We start from the raw sequence: 19,148 nt of genomic DNA on the forward strand, positions 1-19,148 counted from the left end.
TTTAATCAACTTAATTAACTATTTTTTAATTTTGCATTATTTAAAAAAAGTTAATTACTTTCTTTTACTATAAAAAAAATCAATTAATTTTTCACTATTAATTTCTTCAAGGGTTTCAACATTATCAGCATTTTCAATTACTGTTTTTTTATTGTTGGATTTAGATTTTAAAAACTTATTAAATAAAAAAGTTTTAATTTTATTATGTCAAATAAAAATCACTCTTAACTTATTAGCACTATAATAAAATTTCAATAAAATTAGTAAATAATAAGTTTGTAAAAAATAAACTGGAATTAAAATTAAAAACGAAAATAAACCAGTTACATTGTTTGAATTAAAAGTTGATGGACTATCAAACAATAAACCATAAAACAAATTTAATAAACCAAATAAAATTAGAGAAATAATTAATAAAAATCAATTAAAACGCAAATTAGGGTGATGAAACTTATAATAATAAACTTGTAATAAAACAATATTAACTAGCATTAAAACTAAAATAGTATTGGCAATAAAAGCTAAAATATAACTAATCTTTTGTAAGTTAATTAATAATTGATTATTATTAATTACATTTTGAAATAAAAAAACAATGCTAATTAAATAGGACAAAAATGATGTGATATTAAAAATTATTGTTGATGAAAGAATTAGTTTATCTTTTCAACTAAAATAACGATTTAATCAATAGAAAATAAAAAATAAAGCTAAAGATATTGGAATACTAATTCAAAAATATCAGTATGACATATTTAATATCTCCCTTTGATTCAAGCATCAACTTCTGATTTTTTAGCAAAAACATAATGATTTTTTTGATTACTAATTTGATGCAATTGATTCACTTCATTTGAATCATGATGATAATGTTTATTAGGATCAAAAATAAAAACATTAGTAATATTTTTGTTATATCCTTTATTTAAAGATGATGAAACTAACATCTTAGTATATGGATGAATTGGATTAGCAAAAACATCTAAAGTAAAACCCGATTCAACCATAATTCCTTTATATAAAACATAAATTCGATCAGCAATTTGTGATAACATTTCCAAATCATGTGAAATAAATAAGGTTGACATATTATTTTTTTTCACTAAATTACCAATTAATTTAATAATATCAGCTTGTAAAGATACATCTAATGAAGCAATTGGTTCATCAGCAATTAATAAGTTGGGTTTTAAAATTAAGTTTCTAGCAATTGCTACTCGTTGTTGTTGTCCACCTGATAATTGTCAAGATAACATTTTCATGTGCACTTCATTTAATCCAACTTTTTTTAATGCTTGTAACACAAAAGTTTTAATTGCTTCATCACTTAAACGGTGAACTTTCTTTTTATGTTTTAATAATGTTTTTTTAATTAAATAAAGACTGTGAATTTTGCTCTTAATTTTCTTTTGTAACACATGATCACGTGAAAGTGTTAGTAATAATTTATTTTCTTTAGCAACTTCAACTTTAATTTTATTTAATTCTGCAACAATGCTTTTATTATTAGCAATTAATTCTTGGCGTTTAACTTGTGCGTCTTTAATTAATTTTTGGTGCAATTCTCAACGTTGTTTTAACCGATCTAATATTTTGGTTTGTTTTACTGATCAATTTAATTTTTGTAATTTTTTTTGTGATTTTGCACTGTTATAAAGTTCAAAATTAAAAGTCGTTTGGTTTGAAGCAATTGATTTTTTTAGAAAACTAAGTTGACCATTTAAATAATTAATTTTATTAATTTGTTGGTATAAAACTGTAGCATCAATGTTTTGTTTAGCATTAAATTCACGTTGGTATAATTCTTGAACTTTACTATTTAATAATTCACTATGAAAAAATAATGCTTCACCAACAATTTTTCAAATTGGTTTAAAAACATTTAAAGAAGAAGCAGGATTTTGATAAATCATTTGTACTGCTCGAGCAAATCTAGTTCTGACTTGACCAACAATTTCTGAAGCAAACCGTGGTGATTCAATTCCCATAATTTTTGCTTCAATTGCATTAAAATCTAATAGCCCAGCAATTGCTTTAGCAATTGTTGATTTGCCACTACCTGATTCGCCAATTAAACCAACAATTTCATTAGGATTAATGAACATACTAAAATCATGAACAGCTTTACTAATTGTTTTTGAAGTTGCATAAGTAATATTCATGTTTTTAATTTCTAAAATTTTTGATTGATTATGATTAATCTCATCATGATCAACTAGTTTAATTTCTGCTTCAGATAAAGCATGATCATTTAAATAAGCATCTCATAATTCTTGAATTGGTTTTGGGGGTTGATAACTTGGAGCATGTTCTGATAATAATCAAGAAGCAGCATAATGAGTATCACTAATTTTAAACATTGGTGGTTTTTCACTAAAATCAATTGCTAATGCATAATTAATGTTTCTTGAAGCAAAAGCATCACCAACAACTAAAGATAAATCATTAATAACCCTACCAGGAATCGAATATAACTCTTTTTGATAAGAGGGAATTGACATTAATAATCCTCATGTATAAGGATGTTGGGGATATAAATTAATTTCTTTAGTAGTACCAATTTCGACAATTTGTCCAGCATATAAAACAATAATTCGATCAGAAAAGGTGGAAACTAATTTTAGATCATGAGAAATTAAAATTACTGAAGTTCCTTTAGCAACAATTTTGTTTAATAAATCAATAATTTGCAATTCCACAACAGCATCAAGTGCAGAAGTTGGTTCATCTAAAATTAAAATTTTTGGTTGTAATAATAATGAACAAGCAATTACCACTCGTTGAATCATTCCACCAGATAATTCATGAGGATATGATTGAAAGATTTTTTCAGGATTTGATAAATTTAGTTCACGTAAGGTTTCAAGAACTTTATTAATTTTCTGAGCTTTAGTTTTATATTGTTTATTACCTTTTAGAGCTTCAAGTAATTGTGTGCCAATTTGTAAGTATGGATTCATTGTTTGTAAAGGGTTTTGAAAAACATAACTAACTTTTTGACCACGAATTTTCTGTTTTTGAATTTGGAAATTTGATAATTTAACAACATCAATTCCATCAACTTTAATTGAACCTGATTTAATTGCATCAACACCTAATAAACAAGCAATCGCATTAGCTAAAACAGTTTTGCCACTACCTGATTCACCAATAATTGAAATTTTTTCACCTGCATAAAGGTTTAGATTAATGTTTGATAGAATTTGTTTAACTTTTCCATTTAAACTTGATTCAAAACCTAAAGAAAAATCACGAATCGCAACAATAACATTTTTTTCTGCATCTAAATCATTAACATATTTTTGGTTGTGCTCTTTTTGTAAGGATTGCAACACTTCTTTATTAATGAAATTTTTTTGATCAGTTACTGGATTAGCATTCAAAGCCACTAAATTATTAGCATTATTAGTAGCACTAGAAGCAATTATTTTATTGATGTAACGATTTTTGTTGTAGTTCATAAAAAAATGTAAAAAACTTATTAATTATTAAGATCTTATTTTGATATTTCTACTTAATAGAAATTGCCAGTAAAAATAATTTAAATATTGAAAAAAAGATAAATTATTAACGATTCGAACGAAATGCGTCACTAAAACCAATTGAAATCATGCGAATATTAAAAATAATGAATGTCAAGATAAAAACTGGACCTAAAAGTTGTTGGGGATAAATCGTAATAACACTAATAGCAGCATTAAATGTCGAACCTAGAGTAGGTAAATTAGGAACAACAATTCCTAAAAATGCTAAACCACTATCAGCTAATAAGGCTGTTGGTACATTTAGAATTAAAATCGAGAACATTGTTGGTAGTAAAAAGGGAATGAATCCCATCATAATGCTGCGATTAGGTGTATCTAATAATTTAGAAGAAGTAATAAAGTTTTGGTTTGAAACTTGTAAAACAATTCCTCTAACAGCCTGGGCCATACCAATCCAACCAGTTAAGACAATTCCTAAAATAATACTACCAACATTGGCGCTTAAAATAATTGAAATTAAAATTAAGATAATAATATTAGGGACTGAGTTAAGCACTTTAATAAAGAAATTAAAAATGCGATCAAAAAAACGATAATATCCCATTAAAATGCCTAAAACAACACCTAAAAGAACATCAGCTAAAGTTGCTGCTGTTGCAATGCCAATCGAATTACGTAAGCCCCATCATGTTCGAGCTCAAATATCTCGACCCAATCGGTCTGTGCCTAAAATAAAACCACGTAAACCAAAATCTAAAAAAGCATCATCAGCACTAATCGTATAAGGACTTTTAGTAGTAAAAGGAATAATTAAACCACAAAGAACAATCAAAGTAAAAAAGGTAAAACCTAGAACACCATATGGTGATAGAAAAAAAGTTTTCAGTCGAGCAAAAGTAACTTTAACTTCAACATCATTAGGTTGATTCATTCGTTGTTCTACATATGATGGCGCAACAAATGCAAATGGGTTTAAATAATTGATTGGATTAGTTTTATTATTAGAAAAAACTACTGAATGATTTTGTTTTTGTTTAAGAAGTAATTTTTTCATAATATTGTTTCATCTTTTCTTAATATTAAGTTAAAACCCGAATTAAACGAGGATCTGAAAAAACATAAAGAATATCACGCAATCAAAAAGTTAAACTAGTCATAAAAGCAAACAAAAGAATTAAAGTTTGAATAATATCATAATCTTTAGTAATGATTGCTGCTCCTAAAACTCCACCAATTCCAGGAACTGAAAAAATCGAATCAATAAATAAACCACCAATGATAATTCCTAGTAATAAACCTGGTAATTGTGAAATAACTGAAAAAATACCACGACGAAATAAATGACGGGTCATAATTGTTCATGTATTAAGGCCTTTGGCCTTGGCAAACTTAATATATTGTTCACGGCTCTGATTAATAATTTCACCAGAGACTAAGTTAGCTAATACTGCAGTTGTTGGAATTGATAAAGTAATAATCGGTAAGATTCACGTTTCAACTTGCTCGTATTTAAACAAAATCAAATTAGAAGAATTTGTTAGTGAGACAATCGAAACAACAATTGTAGCAATAATAAAAGATGGTAGTGCTAATAAAAAAGAAATTAAAACATTACCCGCATTACCTAAAAAATTTCTATTATTAATTCCAAAATATGTCCCAATTAAATATCCGACAACTAAAGAAATACCTAATGAAATTAATCCAATAACTAATGATAAGAAGATTTTTGGTCCTAAAATATTAACTACAAGATCATTAGTACGAACTGATAATGAAATTCCAAAATCTAGTTTAGTAAAAATATTACCAACATAAATAAAGAACTGAGTTGCTAAAGGTTTATCTAAACCATATTGGGCAATTAATGCTCTTTGTTGTTCTAATGGTAAAGCAGCATTAGCCAATTTAGCAGTAGACCCAGGAATTATGTGCATTAAAATAAAAACTAAAACAAAGGCAATAAACATCAATACAATTAGTTCTACTAATTGCATGCCAACTCGTTTATTAAAAAATAACTTACTAACACGGAGCATACTGTTTTCAGATTTTATATAATGAATTACTTAATATCAGCTATTGAAAACTTAAAAGCAAAAAATAAACTTTATTTAATTAGCAAACTAATTATTAAATTGCTAATTTTTATGATATTATTACAATTGCATTTGTATTTTTTTAATTTTAAAAATAAAAATAAAATTATAAAAAATCCTGTTTAATATAATACAAAAGTCTAAGTAGTAAATAAACCACTTAGATTGTTTGTCAATAAAATAAAGTTATTCTTTTCGATTTAAATTATAACTTAAGTCGATTATATCAAAAATTTTAAATAATTTAAAAATTATAATCACTTAATTAATAATAATTAATTAAATTACTATCAATTATCTATACGCTGATTTGTATGGCGTATTCTCGCCTTGTCTAATCCCAAAACTACTAGGTTGCTTAATATTTGTCAATCATAAGTTAGGTGCAAAACCAAAAAGTGCTGAATTGTTGTTGTTAGTGAAAAATGCGCGCAAGCCTGGAACAACACCGTTTGCATTTGGACTAATAATATCAGCATTGCTATTTGTCAACTTCAAAAAACTGATTTTATTATTCACTCCAGTAGTATTGTTTAAAGTTTGCCCACTAGGACTTAAACTAATTGTTTGATTGACATTATCAGTAGTAGTTGCATCATAAAAAACATTGCCATCATATACAGGTGTGTATGCTTGGCGGCGATGAGATCTAGCAAAGCTTTTAGCACTTACTAAATAAGTGCGAAATGGTTTATAGCGGGTTCAGTGGATGGGGTGGTTTGCTCCGGCTGATTTGTTATTTCCAGTGAAAAAACTGGGGCTTCAATTCCCACTAAATTGTCTCACCCCCCATCAGCCATGAGGGTCTTGTCCGTTTTTTCCACTAATAAAATCACTAATGTTGGGGGGGATGGAAGAATTACCACTACCATTTTTAAACACCTTAAAATCACTTGCTTTAGGTACGGTTCATTTGATGCCTTGACTATTATCTGATCCGTTTTTATAAGATGTACCCGCATAAGGATCAGGTTGTCCCTGTTGGTTCCCTCCATTACTAGTCATCTGGACATTATTATCCCACATGTTCCCTTCAGTCCCATCAGCCCTACTATCCTCCTTCTGCTCAAACAGCCCATAACCATTAAATGATCGTACAGTATAAACACTATAAGTGTTTCAAATGTAGCTTGTTCCTGGTAAATATTGTTTAGTTTGTCCAATTTGATTAATTCAAGGATAAATACTATCAGGTTCAGGAACTAGTAGTTCAGCATTGTTATTGTCTGAGAAGGGGGTTTTGTCTGTTTGTTTTTCATATTTTTCAATAATCATCTTTTGATCCATATGATATTTTGATTTTTGAAAATCCTCTAATCCTACAAACAAGTTGACACTTTTAGTTTGAGGGGCAATAATTGCATTTGGATCATAATTAACATTGCTTTGCTTAAAAATCATGGGCGCAACTAGATGGTTGTTAGCAAAGTTGAAGTAGGGTTGATTGCCTCCAGAGTCAGGGTTAGTGCCACTACCTCATTTAACCCCACTATCAAACTGGTTATTACTATCTGGCACATCATTAAAATTACCAAAAGTTAGTCCTTTAATTGGAAAAGGCATTGACCTTCATCTAGCTACTTGCTCATCTGTGTATTTTCAAGATGAGCCACTCTTCTCACTTGTAGCATACACATTAATTCCATATGGGCCACGAATCTTAGGATCTTGGATTGGAAGTAGACCATCAGTATTACTTGTTTGCTGCAACGAATATCATGAAATGCCATACACTCCTAGTGGATCTTTGTCTGTTCCAATTCCTAATAAGTTGTTAGCAAGATCAAAGTAGGCCAGCTTAATTTTTAAGTAGTATCTAGGGATTTGTTGAATTTGGTTATTATTTAAGGAGAAGTATCTTGGGACACCATCTTTAATTGGATTGGTGTATTGTGCTAGTGCTTGGGATTTGGTGACATTATTAGAATTTGCCCTAGTTGTTTGATTATTAGAAGAATTTGGGTTAGGATCTTGACACATCTCTGTGTCACTCTCATTACTTGCATTTGCACACCAATCAAACGGATCAAGCACATATGAACTAACATCAATCATTTGCTTTAAATGAGCATTATTAGCACTAATTTTATATAGTTTTGGGAAATTGGTTTTTTCAAACTTGATAGGATAGTTGCTATTATCAAATTGTAAATTGATTAAAAAAACATTTTTATTATCAAATATCAATCAAGATGTAATAATTAAATTATGTTATTAAAACTATTAATTATTATTTAATAGTTAGTTTTAAATTTAAATTTATTTTTGAAACAAAATAGTAAAAGAATCATAAAAATAAAATAAAAATATCATGCATTAGATTTCTAAACATGATATTTTTATTATTTATTTAAAAGTGAGACTGTTGGTTTATTAAACCATTGTTTCTTTTGTTTTTTTCAAAAACTCACTCATTGCAGGGAATTGGTTTAAATCAGGGAATAATTTTGTATCAATAAAATATTTATAAACACTATAAAGTTCTTTTCGATTAGCAGTTTGACCCTGTTCTCCCTTATAGTGCAAGTCTCTTTTAACAATATTAAAATTATCACTAATAGGGAAATTTTTAGGATCTACAAATGATAAAGCTTGATCTAAAGTAATGTTAAATTGTGCTTGAAGCATTACTAAAGTTGCAAGAAGAACAGTTGAAGTAGGTTGAATTCCAAACAACTTTGTTTTTACATTATTTTTTTCAAAATCTTTCTTATCTTTATCAAATAAAAGTGAATTTCCACTTTCAATTTCTTGCATGTCTAAAGCAAGCATGTTCTCTCAAGAAATAGAAGGATCTAAAATAATTGCTTGACCTTCATGTCCATTAGTAAAGTGTTTAATGTATTCTAATGCTTGTTCTCCTCTATAAACTGGATGAAGTTTATAGAGATAATTGTATTCACTTGAAGGATAAAGCTCTAATATTTTTTTAAAGTATTTATGCAACTCACTTCGAGATTGAGTGTCTGAAATAATTCTTCATTCTTTACCTTGATCTTGTCTGAAAAGTGAAGAACCAACAAAAATTAAATTCTTTTTACTTTTATCTAATTTTTCTTTTCCATGAACAATCAAATCTTCTAGTTTTTTATTATGTAAATTAACTAACTTATTATAATCATCTAAAAATTCTTTTTCATTTAATTCAGACAGATATTTATTTAGATATTTAGCTATATTAGAATAATTAAGTGGATAATCATGAATGTTAATTTTAGCTCAACTTAAATTTTTTTTATCTAAATCATCATTAAATGCTTGAATATACTTTCCTGATAAATTATAAATACGAAACTTTTCTTCAAGAGTATAAAAATAATGATAATCAATTTGAGATGGTTTATCAGTTTTTAAACTATCTCATGCTTGAAGAAGTTGCTCTTTTGTATAATGCTTTTTTTGGTTTTTAATATAATTAATATAATTATCATTAATAAATTTATATGGTTGAGCATTTCCATCAGATAAAATAACAATCTTATTAGCGTGTTTTAAGATAAAATCTCTAGTTTGTTTATTTAATGCAGTATAAGAAATGTCAGGAATGTAAAAATCAAACAACTCAACACAATTATCTAAATAAGGTTTTAAGTAGGCTCTTAGTTCTTGTTCAGTTCTTGGGAAAATTGAATAATCAGAAAAATAATCTGAAAAAGAATAATTTTCTAAATATTTGGGATTATCAAGAACTAATAATTTTCCTGAGTTAACATTAAATTGTTGTGAATATGTTTTTAATGCTACATCTCCATATTTACTTAGTAAATGTGCAAAATTAAATCTTTGTGGTTCATTATTAAGTGTTTTTTGATAAGAATTAACTTCAGAATCAATTAAGTAAACTACATCATTATAAGGGTGTTTATTTTCTTGTTTATTAATAAGTTGCAATTGAGCTACTAATGCAATAAAACTAGAAATAAAAAATTGTGATGCATTTCGAGATATAAAAACACTTGGATGTTCATTATATGCTGATTCAATTATTTCATTGTTGAATTTTTCAAATTTTAATCCTATTGGATCATTTTTTATACTTTCAAGATTTAAAGTTGGTTTATTAATATTACTATTATTTTCCTTCATTGTTTTTGAACTACAATTACATGGAGCAACTGAGTTTTGACTACATGAAGCAGCTATTAGTGAAGCGCTCATAATTAAAGGAAAAATTAATCAATTTTTTTTATAATTTTTATATTTTTTCTTATATATATATATATATATATATATTTCATATGGATAAATTGCTTATTTAATTAAATAAAATTTAGTTAATAAGAGTTTTTACATCTTTTAACTATTAATATAATTATGACTGAAATTTTACATTTTTATTAATGTTCTAAAAAAAAGGATTATTGTGAATTAAAGAATGAAAAAAAATTTTTAAGAAAATTTGATATATCAGATTTTTATAAACCACTTCTGCATTGTTAAACTATTAATATGTATAGCTAATTAAAGCATGAAGAAAAGACGCCATAATTTTCTTAAAACGGTCATATTATTTATTTGTGTTAATACTATTATCAAAAGTGTAGTAAATTTAATGCAACTTTGTTTGCAAAATTTTTGTGTTAAATAAAAGTATTATGCAATATCAATTTTTTCTTATAAATAATTTACTAATTAAATTAAAAACATACATATAGATTATTCAAAAATCTTTTATTTTTTAATTTAAAAATAAATTTTAAAATTAATTTTGAATATAAAAAGCATGCGTTTTTAAGTTCTTTAATGTTGTATCAAATAAATGTTTTTGTATGTAAACCAATATGATAATTTTTATTATATTTTTGAATTAATTTTTGATTATTTTGAATGTATTTAATAAATTCTAAAAAACCAATTTTTCCTTATAATTTTATGATTGTTTATAGTTTAAAAATTAAACATTTTTAGCAATATAAAAATAGTTTTTTTAACTTTTTCACTAAGTAAAAGTTACTTAATATATGACTATAAAATAATATTATTTTCTAGTTTAAAATCTTTAAATAAACGTTTATTTTCACTATGATATTTTTCATGTCTAGATAATAGAAAGAGTCTTTTAATTAATAAATCCAGCGATCAAGTGCAGCTGTGGCTCATAACTTGTATGAGCCATAGGCGGCTTGATTTGTACCAAAAAGTTTCAACTGATCAATGTTAGCACTATCAATCCCATCAACCACATCAGCCACTTGATAAGCAAAATCACGGTTAATCCCCCCTAAATAAGTGTGGCTGAATCAGGGGTTGGTATTACCTCCAGTAACCAATCCCGCTAAATTCGCTCCAACTCAAATTCGGCGAAAATAAGGGTTGAAAGTGGTATCAGAAGGGTCTGCTCCAATCTGGTTGTTTCATGGACTGATTGGTTTGCCCATCACATTTGTTGGGTTGTTTTTGATCATAATTTGCTTGGAGGGGGTTCTTGTGGGTTGTGGCATGGCAGTTCCAGATCCATTGGAGGGGGAGCTGGCTCCCCCTACCAGACCACCCCCACTTCCACTTCCCCCACCAAACCCATACTGAATATTCCCTTCTGGACCTTCTCTTTGATCTTCAGAAACCGTCAACTTCGGTCATAAATACCAGCTGTCTGATGGTTTTTGCTGTGGTCAAAAATCAAGCAACTGGTTGTTAGCAAAACTAATTTTAGGTAAAGTTTGATTGACATCTGCTAAACCCACTCGTTGGATTTTGTCGTTAGCAAGACCTGTACTACCAAGACTAAACCCATCTGGCTTCACATTCACCATCCCCGTACTATAATACTTATTCCAATTCGCTGGATTTGGTCCAGGTCCGTGCAAGGTTTCATAAAACATGTTGTTTGTCACCTTCATTAATGATAAATGATAAAACCAGAACTGCAAGTAAGGTAGGGGTTTAATGCCTAATGGAGGAACATATTTAAGTTTGTTACTACTAAAATTGATGTTAGTAAATAAGTTGGTTGAAACTGGAAATACCTCAATTTGATTATGACTAAAGTCAATATTATTAATGTCTTTAGTGATCATTAAGCGAACTGAACCAAAGTTGAGGCCTTTTAAAGATCTTCCTTGGATTAATCCATCTGAGTCTGTAATAATGCCACTTGCTGAGTCATACATGTTATTATTCGTGTTGTTGGCATTAGAAGAACCATTTTGCTGATTAACATACACCTCCCCATCCTTATTATTAAAATAAAAGTTGTCAGATGAGATGGCGGCAAGGAAGGTGGAGTAGTTTGTGATGGATTTGAGCTGACCATTAGCAATGGAACCAGAACCAGGGGTTCCAGAACTACCACCACTAGTACTCGAACCTTGAGGCAAATGCCTATACATTTTGCCTGGAAGTGTCATCATCAACCACTTCATAATGGCTTTGACTTCAGCCCGATTCATAACATCACTCGCATCATAAGTGTAGGGTTCTTCAGAAGAAGAAGAAGTCAATAAATCATCTTTTATTAAAATCTTAATTTAAATAGAAGAAGAAAGTGTAATATTTTAATTATTTTGTGTATAATTAACTAGCCTGTATTATAATTTTTATTTCATTGGGAATATAGCTCAGTCGGTTAGAGCACTCCCCTGATAAGGGAGAGGTCGATGGTTCAAGTCCATTTATTCCCACCATGGGGGCTTAGCTCAGTCGATAGAGCGCCTGCCTTGCAAGCAGGAGGTCGTGGGTTTGATTCCCATAGTCTCCACCATTTTCTTAAAACAAACTAAACAATACCACTGTTTGATTAACTCTATAGTGGTATTTTTTTATTGTTATTAATAATCTCAAATTTTTACAATTCAAATTAATCAATAGTAAAAAAAATACTAGTTATCCTTAAAGTTGGAAAAACTAGTATTTATTTAACCATAATTAAAAAATTAATTATTTATGTGGAAAGAAGTTAATTCCAGAAATTAATTCTTCATCAAATTTATCGCGATTTTTAATGCGGTATTTTAATTTTAAGATTGTATATTCATCTTTGACTGTACCATTGTAGAAGAATTTTTGTCTTAATGTCATTGAAGCTACTCAAATTAAAGTGCCAAAAGGAAGAATTAGTAAACCTGAACCAATGATACTAATTAAAATGTAAATAAAGAAATTGCGAATTTCAATTAAGTTGAAAATTGCTCCTAAAATGCTTAATAAAACAGCAAAGAATAAAAATAAACAATAAAACAATCAGTTATTTTCAATCGCTTTATTAATTAAACGATAAAAATCTTTGCGAGTGTATAAATGTCATTTATCAAAATTTTCACGATAAACGTGTAATAAGGAAGAATTAGTAATTAAACCAAAAACATAAAAGACTAAAATGGCACCAATAATGTTTCGATCAACACTAATACGAATGATTGCAATCATTGCAATACTTAAACCAATTAGTAAAAAAGTAGTAATTCATAATTGGAAAATACTTGATCAATTAAATCTAACTGCATAATAAACACTAACAATTAATAAACTGAAAAGAATTAATTTAAAGTCAGCATTAATTAATAATTGACTATTAAAAGCACTAACTTGAGCGACACTATAAGCATTTGGTTGTAAAAATTCAGCAAATTTATTAGTTAAAATACTTGGATCAAATGATGAAGTTGTTCTTAAGAAGAAATCATTATTATTAGAAGTAAAATCTTGAACAAAATTAACACCAACTAATTGACCTAAAACATTAGGACTTAGAGCATTTTTAGCATCATTAAGGTTTTTACCAGCTAGTAATGTTAAATTATCAATCGTATAGTTAACACTAATTCCGTTTTTTAAAACAAATGAAGAACCAAAACCAATTGATGGAATGAAAAGAAAACTAATTCCAACAACTAAAACAATCAAAATGATGATTGAATAAACTAGTGTTTTTCAACTAAATAAATTAATAAATAGTTTACCTTCATTTTCATTTTGCGTTCTTTTTCTAAAGTATTCTTTACTTACAAATTTTCTAGCAAATTCTGATTGAATGTTTAGTTCACCAGTAATTGATTTTAAATATGCCCGATTGGCTTTTGATAAAAATAAGTTAGGACGAACATAGTTTAAATGAAATAGTAATCAATTAGTAATATTGCTTAAAACAACAAAAACAAACATCGTAATGAATGTTCCAATTGATAAGTACAATCCAAAACCACGCAATTCTAATAAAGCAGTAAAGGCAAACAAAATCGCTGTAAAAAATACTGGCACTAAAATATCAAAGGCAAAACTAAAATAATTAATAAAAGACTTATTGGCGGCTTGCTTTAATGAGTTTCCATGCTTGACTTGTTTAACAAAATTATTAAGACCATATAACATGATCATTACTGATAATAATATTGCTGTAATAGCACCAATAGCACTATCTGTAGTTAAAGTTAAGTTTAATTGAAAGAAAATTGCTCCAGCACTAATAACTGAACCAAGTCAAAATAAAAAGGCTACAATTCCAGGAACACGATAAATTACAGCCACAACAATACCAACAACTAAAGCAAAAATTAAAGCCGCAATAATTGAAGTTCATTTTGTGTCTAAATTAATAAAACCAACATTGTTTTCAGCAATTGCTGGAGCAAATTTAGTATCAATAGCATTTAATGTGCGAGAAATTCGATCACTTGAATAGACTCCATCACTTCAAATGTTATGAACTTGAAAACCAGTATTAGCATCTTGAACAATTGCTTGCTTACGAATATCAAAATAACGAATTTGATATTTAGTTAGACGATCAAATAAAGTTTGATTATTAATTGAACGATTAATTGAACTGTCAACACTTAAATAAAATTGGTTTTCAGATGGAGTGAATTTTTCAATTTTTTTAGTTTGATTAGATCCATTATTAGCATTATTAGATGGATTATTATCATTACTTGGATTGCTAGTATTATTATCTGGTTTACTAATAACTTCATCATTACCATTTAAAGCATATAATGGTGCTAAATCTTCTTTTTTAGTTGGATCTAATTTTTCTTGAAAGTTTTGGTTAAATCGTGAATTATATTTTGGGAAAAAATTCGTTCAATTACCAGTTGATCCACCTTTAATTGTTGCTAGTAAATGGTTATTAAATAAAGTTGTTGATCCAGAATTAGTAACAAAATTATTATAAATAGCATCAATACTATTAGTAGTACCATCACTTGTAATAAATCGTTCTGGTTTAGTTGCTCGATCAACAGCATCAGCTAAAGAATTAGAATTAGCAACATTACCATTAACAACAATTTTTAAATAATCTTCTGCAAATTTTTTTTCATCATTACTTAAAGCATAATAATTAGCAGTAATTTTTTGATAATTACTTTTCTGCTCTTCAGTTTGACCATTAGCAACATTAGGATTGCCAATAATTCTTGTTACTTGTTGTAATGAAGTGGCTTGGGGTTGATTGAAAATATAAGTTTGATAAATATAATTTAGTCTATATGCTAATAAATCTTTATCAAGCCAAACATTTCATTCATTTTTTACTGTATTAGCAAATTGTGAAGGAATTAAATAAAAAGTTGAATTAGTATTTGCTAAAAGTTCAAATTCTGATTTAGCAATATTTTGATCATAAATATTAAAAGCAACTGCATCAACACCATTAATTCGACTGTTTAATAATCGTGCTTTTGATGCACCAACATTATTAAAAGTAACTAAACGATGCAACGTGGGTGAAGTAGTTGTTTGACTACTACCATTTTCATTATAATCAAAGCCATAACGATCAATTGAAATTTGATTAAAAGCAACATATCGAAATCAAGCATTTTGTAAGTTGAAATCAACTTCAGCAGTTTGAGCACTAGTTTTAGGATCAGTATTAGTAATTTTACCTAAATTAGGTGCATTAAAATACAAGTTTAAAATTTTAGTTGCATCAGTATTTTTAACTAAATCAATGTTGGAATGAGTAACTGAAAAGTCACGAATTCCCCGACTATTATTAAAATTAGTTAATGCTTGAATTGCTTGATTAATTCCTTGATTTAAAGTTGTGGCATTTGCAAAATCATATTCTTTGCCTTCTAAACGAAATTTATTTGGCTTAGTATTATTAGTTGCTAAACTAGTAGTTAATTTTTGATTATGATAAATATTAAGACCAATTGTGCCAACATATCCATCAAGAAAATCACCACCTAATTTAAAATTGCGAACAATACTATAAGTACTACCTGCAGCAACTCCTGCTCCTGTTAATAAAAGAGCAACTACAGATAGTCTTTTTAATGATAAAGATTTGCTAAATTTATGATCTCAAACTTGTTTTAATTTGGCAAAAATCTTCACAATTCATCCTTTAAAAATTAAAATCTTATTTATTAAAAAATTAATTCTACAATGATCACTATTAAGATCATTTAACTATTAAGATCATTTAATCAAAATAATAAATTATTATTAGTGATTAACTTTTTTAATAAAAGTTTAATTTAAAATGATTAGTTTATCTTATTAAGATAAAAAAATCATCATTAATCGATTCATAATATTTTTCAATTATACTACAAGATGCTAATAATTTTACTATAGAAATAAGCAAAATCTTTCTTTAATGATTTTTTCAATGCTTACAATTTAATAAAAAAGCAGCAAGTTATTAACAACTTTACTGCTTTAATATTTTATTAAAAGATTCTTCGTATTATTTTAAGTAAATTAAACTATTTTTTACCAACACGAGCTAAATTAACTGGTTTTGTTTGTTGAACAACAAATAAATCATTTTGATCAACAGATAAAGTTCCTTCAATTACTTCAGGATCTTTATTTTCTGCTAAATTACGCAAGTCTTTAGCAACTGCACTGGCATGAGTACTAGTGTACATACTAGCATCAATTTCATGAGCACCAGAATCAGATAGACGACTTACAGTTCGGCTTAAATCTTCGCCATGATTAAATTTAATTGTACTATTAACATCTTTATTGTTAAATGAAGCTGAATTCAAATTTTCAATTAATAATGTTAAATTGTCAATTTCAATTTGAATTTCTAAAACACGAGATGACAGTGATGAATCAAGCAATTGTTGAGTTTCTAATAATGATTGTACGCGCATGCGATTTTTAACAATTTCTTGACTTAATTGCATTGATTTTTCATAATTTTGAGCAACTGTGTTATATTCTTCATCTAAATTTAGCACACCTGAAGCAATTTCAAATTCGGTTGCTTCACTATAACGATTTCGAATTAAAGTTTGAGTTTCAGCAATTAAATGTTTTGCTTCAGCAACTTTTACACTTAAAACACGATTAGTTTCTAGTAAAACTTCCACTTCTTGTTCGATTTCATTACTTAAATTGTTGTAAGAAGAAACAACTTCATCACGTGAATTAATTAAATAATCTAATGCTTGATTCAAGTAAGGTTTAATAATTACTTGGTTTACTTGTAAAGATAAATGAGCCGCTTTATCTTCAATTGAAAGTTGTAATTGATTCAATGACTGTAAAGACTTAGTTTCCATACTGGTTTGTGAATCAGCTACTTTTACTTCTACAAGTTCTTTGTTTGTTGTATTTTCCATATGTTCAGAAATAAATTATTTCCTCATTAATTAAGATTTCCTTAAATTTGATTATCCAATCCAGACTTTAATTGATTTGCTTATTAATTAAAAACAACTCAAAGAACACGATCTATTAGGCGAATAATCTAAGTCAAATTATAACATTAATTAATTATTTAATGATCAAAAAGTTAATAAAAATAATCTTAAATATTTACTAAAAATGATCATTAAATTTCAAAAACGACTAAAATTTTTAATCTTCTAAAATTTTAATGAAAACATCTTGAGGTACATCAACAACACCAATTGCTTTCATTCTTTTCTTACCTTCTTTTTGTTTATCTCATAATTTGCGTTTTCTAGTAATATCACCACCATAACATTTAGCAGTAACATTTTTTCTTAACGCTTTAATTGTTTCTCGAGCAATCACTTTTGTGCCAATAGCTGCTTGAATGGGCACTTCAAATAAGTGTTGGGGAATAACTTCTTTGAGTTTTTCTACTACCTTTTTTGCCTTATAATAAGCATTTTGCTTATCAGAAATAAATGATAAAGCATCAACAACATTACCATTTAATAAAATATCAATTTTTTGTAATTTTTCTTGACGCATGCCAATTAATTCATAATCTAAAGTCGCATAACCATTTGAAATTGATTTCATACGATCATAAAAACCATAAATTACTTCACTTAGTGGCATTTCATAAACTAAAGTACGCTGATTTTCTAAATCAGCAATTAAATCAAGATAAATTCCCCGTTTAGCTTGACATAATTCCATAATTTTACCAACATATGATTCAGGAATGCTAATGCTAATTTTGACATATGGTTCATAAATTGCTTTAATAGTAGACATATGAGGTAAATCAGTTGGATTATGAATTGTTATTACTGATCCATTAGTTAAATGGATATCATAACTTACTGAAGGTGCTGTTGCAATTAAATTAATTTTATATTCACGTAATAATCGTTCTTTAATAATTTCCATATGCAACAAACCTAGAAAACCGCAACGAATTCCAAAACCTAATACTTGTGATGTTTCATATTCAAAAATTAATGATGCATCAGATAAAGCAATTTTGTTCATAGCCTCTTTAAAAGCAGCATATTGAGCAGTGTCAACTGGATATAAACCACAAAAAACCATTGGTAAGACTTTACGATAACCTGCTAAAGGTTCACTAGCAGGTTGATCAACATGAGTAATCGTATCACCAATTGAGACATCATGTAAATTTTTAATATTAGCAGCAAAATAACCAACTTCACCAGCATGTAACTGATCCACTTCTTCAAATTTTGGTGTTTTAATTCCTAATAAAACAATTTCCATTTCTTTATTAGTAATCATAAATTTAATGCGATCATGATTAGATAAAACACCTTCTTTGACCCGAACGAAAACAATTGCACCTTTATATGGATCATAATATGAATCAAAAACTAATGCTTTTAGTGGTTTTTCAATTGGTGTTAATGCATTAGGAACATATTTAATAATTGCATCTAAAACTGCTTGACAATTCAAACCTGATTTTGCTGAAATTTGTGGAGCATCAGCACAACTTAGACCAATTTGATTTTCAATTTGATCAATTGTTTGAGCTAAATTAGCACCTGGTAAATCGATTTTATTTAGCACGGGAATAATTGTTAAATGATTTTCTAAGGCTAAATAAACATTAGAAATCGTTTGGGCTTGAACACCTTGTGAAACATCAACAACTAATAATGCTGCTTCACATGCTGCTAAACTACGTGATACTTCATAACTAAAATCAGCATGTCCTGGTGTATCAATTAAATTAAGTTGATATTTAGTATTAGTTTTAGGATCTGTATAGTTTAGTCTAATGGCATTAAGTTTAATTGTAATCCCGCGTTCACGTTCAAGTTCCATTGAATCTAAAACTTGGGGTACCATTTCTCTTTTAGCTAATGCTCCAGTCATTTCAATTAAACGATCTGAAAGAGTTGACTTACCATGATCAATGTGGGCAATAATACAAAAATTTTTAATCTTTTTGATCATCATTATT

10 protein-coding genes and 2 tRNA genes are annotated in these 19,148 nt (G+C 27.8%); 2 read left to right on the top strand and 10 right to left on the bottom strand.

The genetic code is table 4. From position 1 onward, the window contains the following. Window positions 1-54: 54 nt before the first annotated feature. The 7 genes from MCAV_RS03455 to MCAV_RS03485 all read right to left on the bottom strand — a co-directional run bounded on the left by MCAV_RS03455 (window position 55) and on the right by MCAV_RS03485 (window position 12,024). A complete protein-coding gene (locus MCAV_RS03455) occupies window positions 55-753 on the bottom strand; it encodes a hypothetical protein (protein ID WP_391591731.1) in 699 nt (232 codons plus the stop codon). Window positions 754-755: 2 nt separating this feature from the next. Further along, on the bottom strand, window positions 756-3,461 hold the full coding sequence (locus MCAV_RS03460) for an ABC transporter ATP-binding protein (protein ID WP_391591732.1): 2,706 nt from the start codon (window positions 3,459-3,461) through the stop codon (window positions 756-758). A 106-nt stretch (window positions 3,462-3,567) separates the two neighbouring features. Continuing rightward, window positions 3,568-4,539 carry an ABC transporter permease gene (locus MCAV_RS03465; protein ID WP_391591733.1) on the bottom strand — a complete coding sequence of 324 codons (972 nt, stop codon included), beginning with the start codon at window positions 4,537-4,539 and terminating at the stop codon, window positions 3,568-3,570. Window positions 4,540-4,564: 25 nt separating this feature from the next. Continuing rightward, window positions 4,565-5,524, bottom strand: coding sequence for an ABC transporter permease (locus MCAV_RS03470; RefSeq protein WP_391591734.1), 960 nt, complete (start codon window positions 5,522-5,524; stop codon window positions 4,565-4,567). 354 nt (window positions 5,525-5,878) lie between these two features. Further along, window positions 5,879-7,639 (bottom strand): hypothetical protein, encoded by a 1,761-nt coding sequence (locus MCAV_RS03475; RefSeq protein WP_391591735.1) that lies wholly within the window; start codon window positions 7,637-7,639, stop codon window positions 5,879-5,881. A 318-nt stretch (window positions 7,640-7,957) separates the two neighbouring features. Further along, on the bottom strand, window positions 7,958-9,742 hold the full coding sequence (locus tag MCAV_RS03480; protein ID WP_391591736.1) for a hypothetical protein: 1,785 nt from the start codon (window positions 9,740-9,742) through the stop codon (window positions 7,958-7,960). A gap of 905 nt (window positions 9,743-10,647) precedes the next feature. After that, window positions 10,648-12,024 carry a hypothetical protein gene (locus MCAV_RS03485; RefSeq protein WP_391591737.1) on the bottom strand — a complete coding sequence of 459 codons (1,377 nt, stop codon included), beginning with the start codon at window positions 12,022-12,024 and terminating at the stop codon, window positions 10,648-10,650. Window positions 12,025-12,130: 106 nt separating this feature from the next. Here MCAV_RS03485 and MCAV_RS03490 point away from each other — a divergent pair. After that, window positions 12,131-12,207: transfer RNA gene (locus MCAV_RS03490), tRNA-Ile, on the top strand. A 1-nt stretch (window position 12,208) separates the two neighbouring features. Further along, window positions 12,209-12,284, top strand: a tRNA-Ala gene (locus tag MCAV_RS03495). Window positions 12,285-12,460: 176 nt separating this feature from the next. On the opposite strand, the gene MCAV_RS03500 is transcribed toward MCAV_RS03495, so the two are convergent. The 3 genes from MCAV_RS03500 to lepA form a co-directional block, all read right to left on the bottom strand. Next, window positions 12,461-15,865 carry a hypothetical protein gene (locus MCAV_RS03500; protein WP_391591738.1) on the bottom strand — a complete coding sequence of 1,135 codons (3,405 nt, stop codon included), beginning with the start codon at window positions 15,863-15,865 and terminating at the stop codon, window positions 12,461-12,463. 374 nt (window positions 15,866-16,239) lie between these two features. Continuing rightward, window positions 16,240-17,109, bottom strand: a complete 870-nt coding sequence (locus MCAV_RS03505) for a hypothetical protein (protein ID WP_391591739.1) — start codon at window positions 17,107-17,109, stop codon at window positions 16,240-16,242. A 238-nt stretch (window positions 17,110-17,347) separates the two neighbouring features. Then, window positions 17,348-19,144: a translation elongation factor 4 gene (gene lepA, locus MCAV_RS03510; protein WP_391591740.1), complete on the bottom strand. Its 1,797-nt coding sequence runs from the start codon at window positions 19,142-19,144 to the stop codon at window positions 17,348-17,350. Window positions 19,145-19,148: the final 4 nt, after the last annotated feature.

The sequence above is a fragment of the [Mycoplasma] cavipharyngis genome, assembly GCF_042984175.1.
Taxonomy (GTDB): domain Bacteria; phylum Bacillota_I; class Bacilli_A; order Mycoplasmatales; family Mycoplasmoidaceae; genus Mycoplasma_N; species Mycoplasma_N cavipharyngis.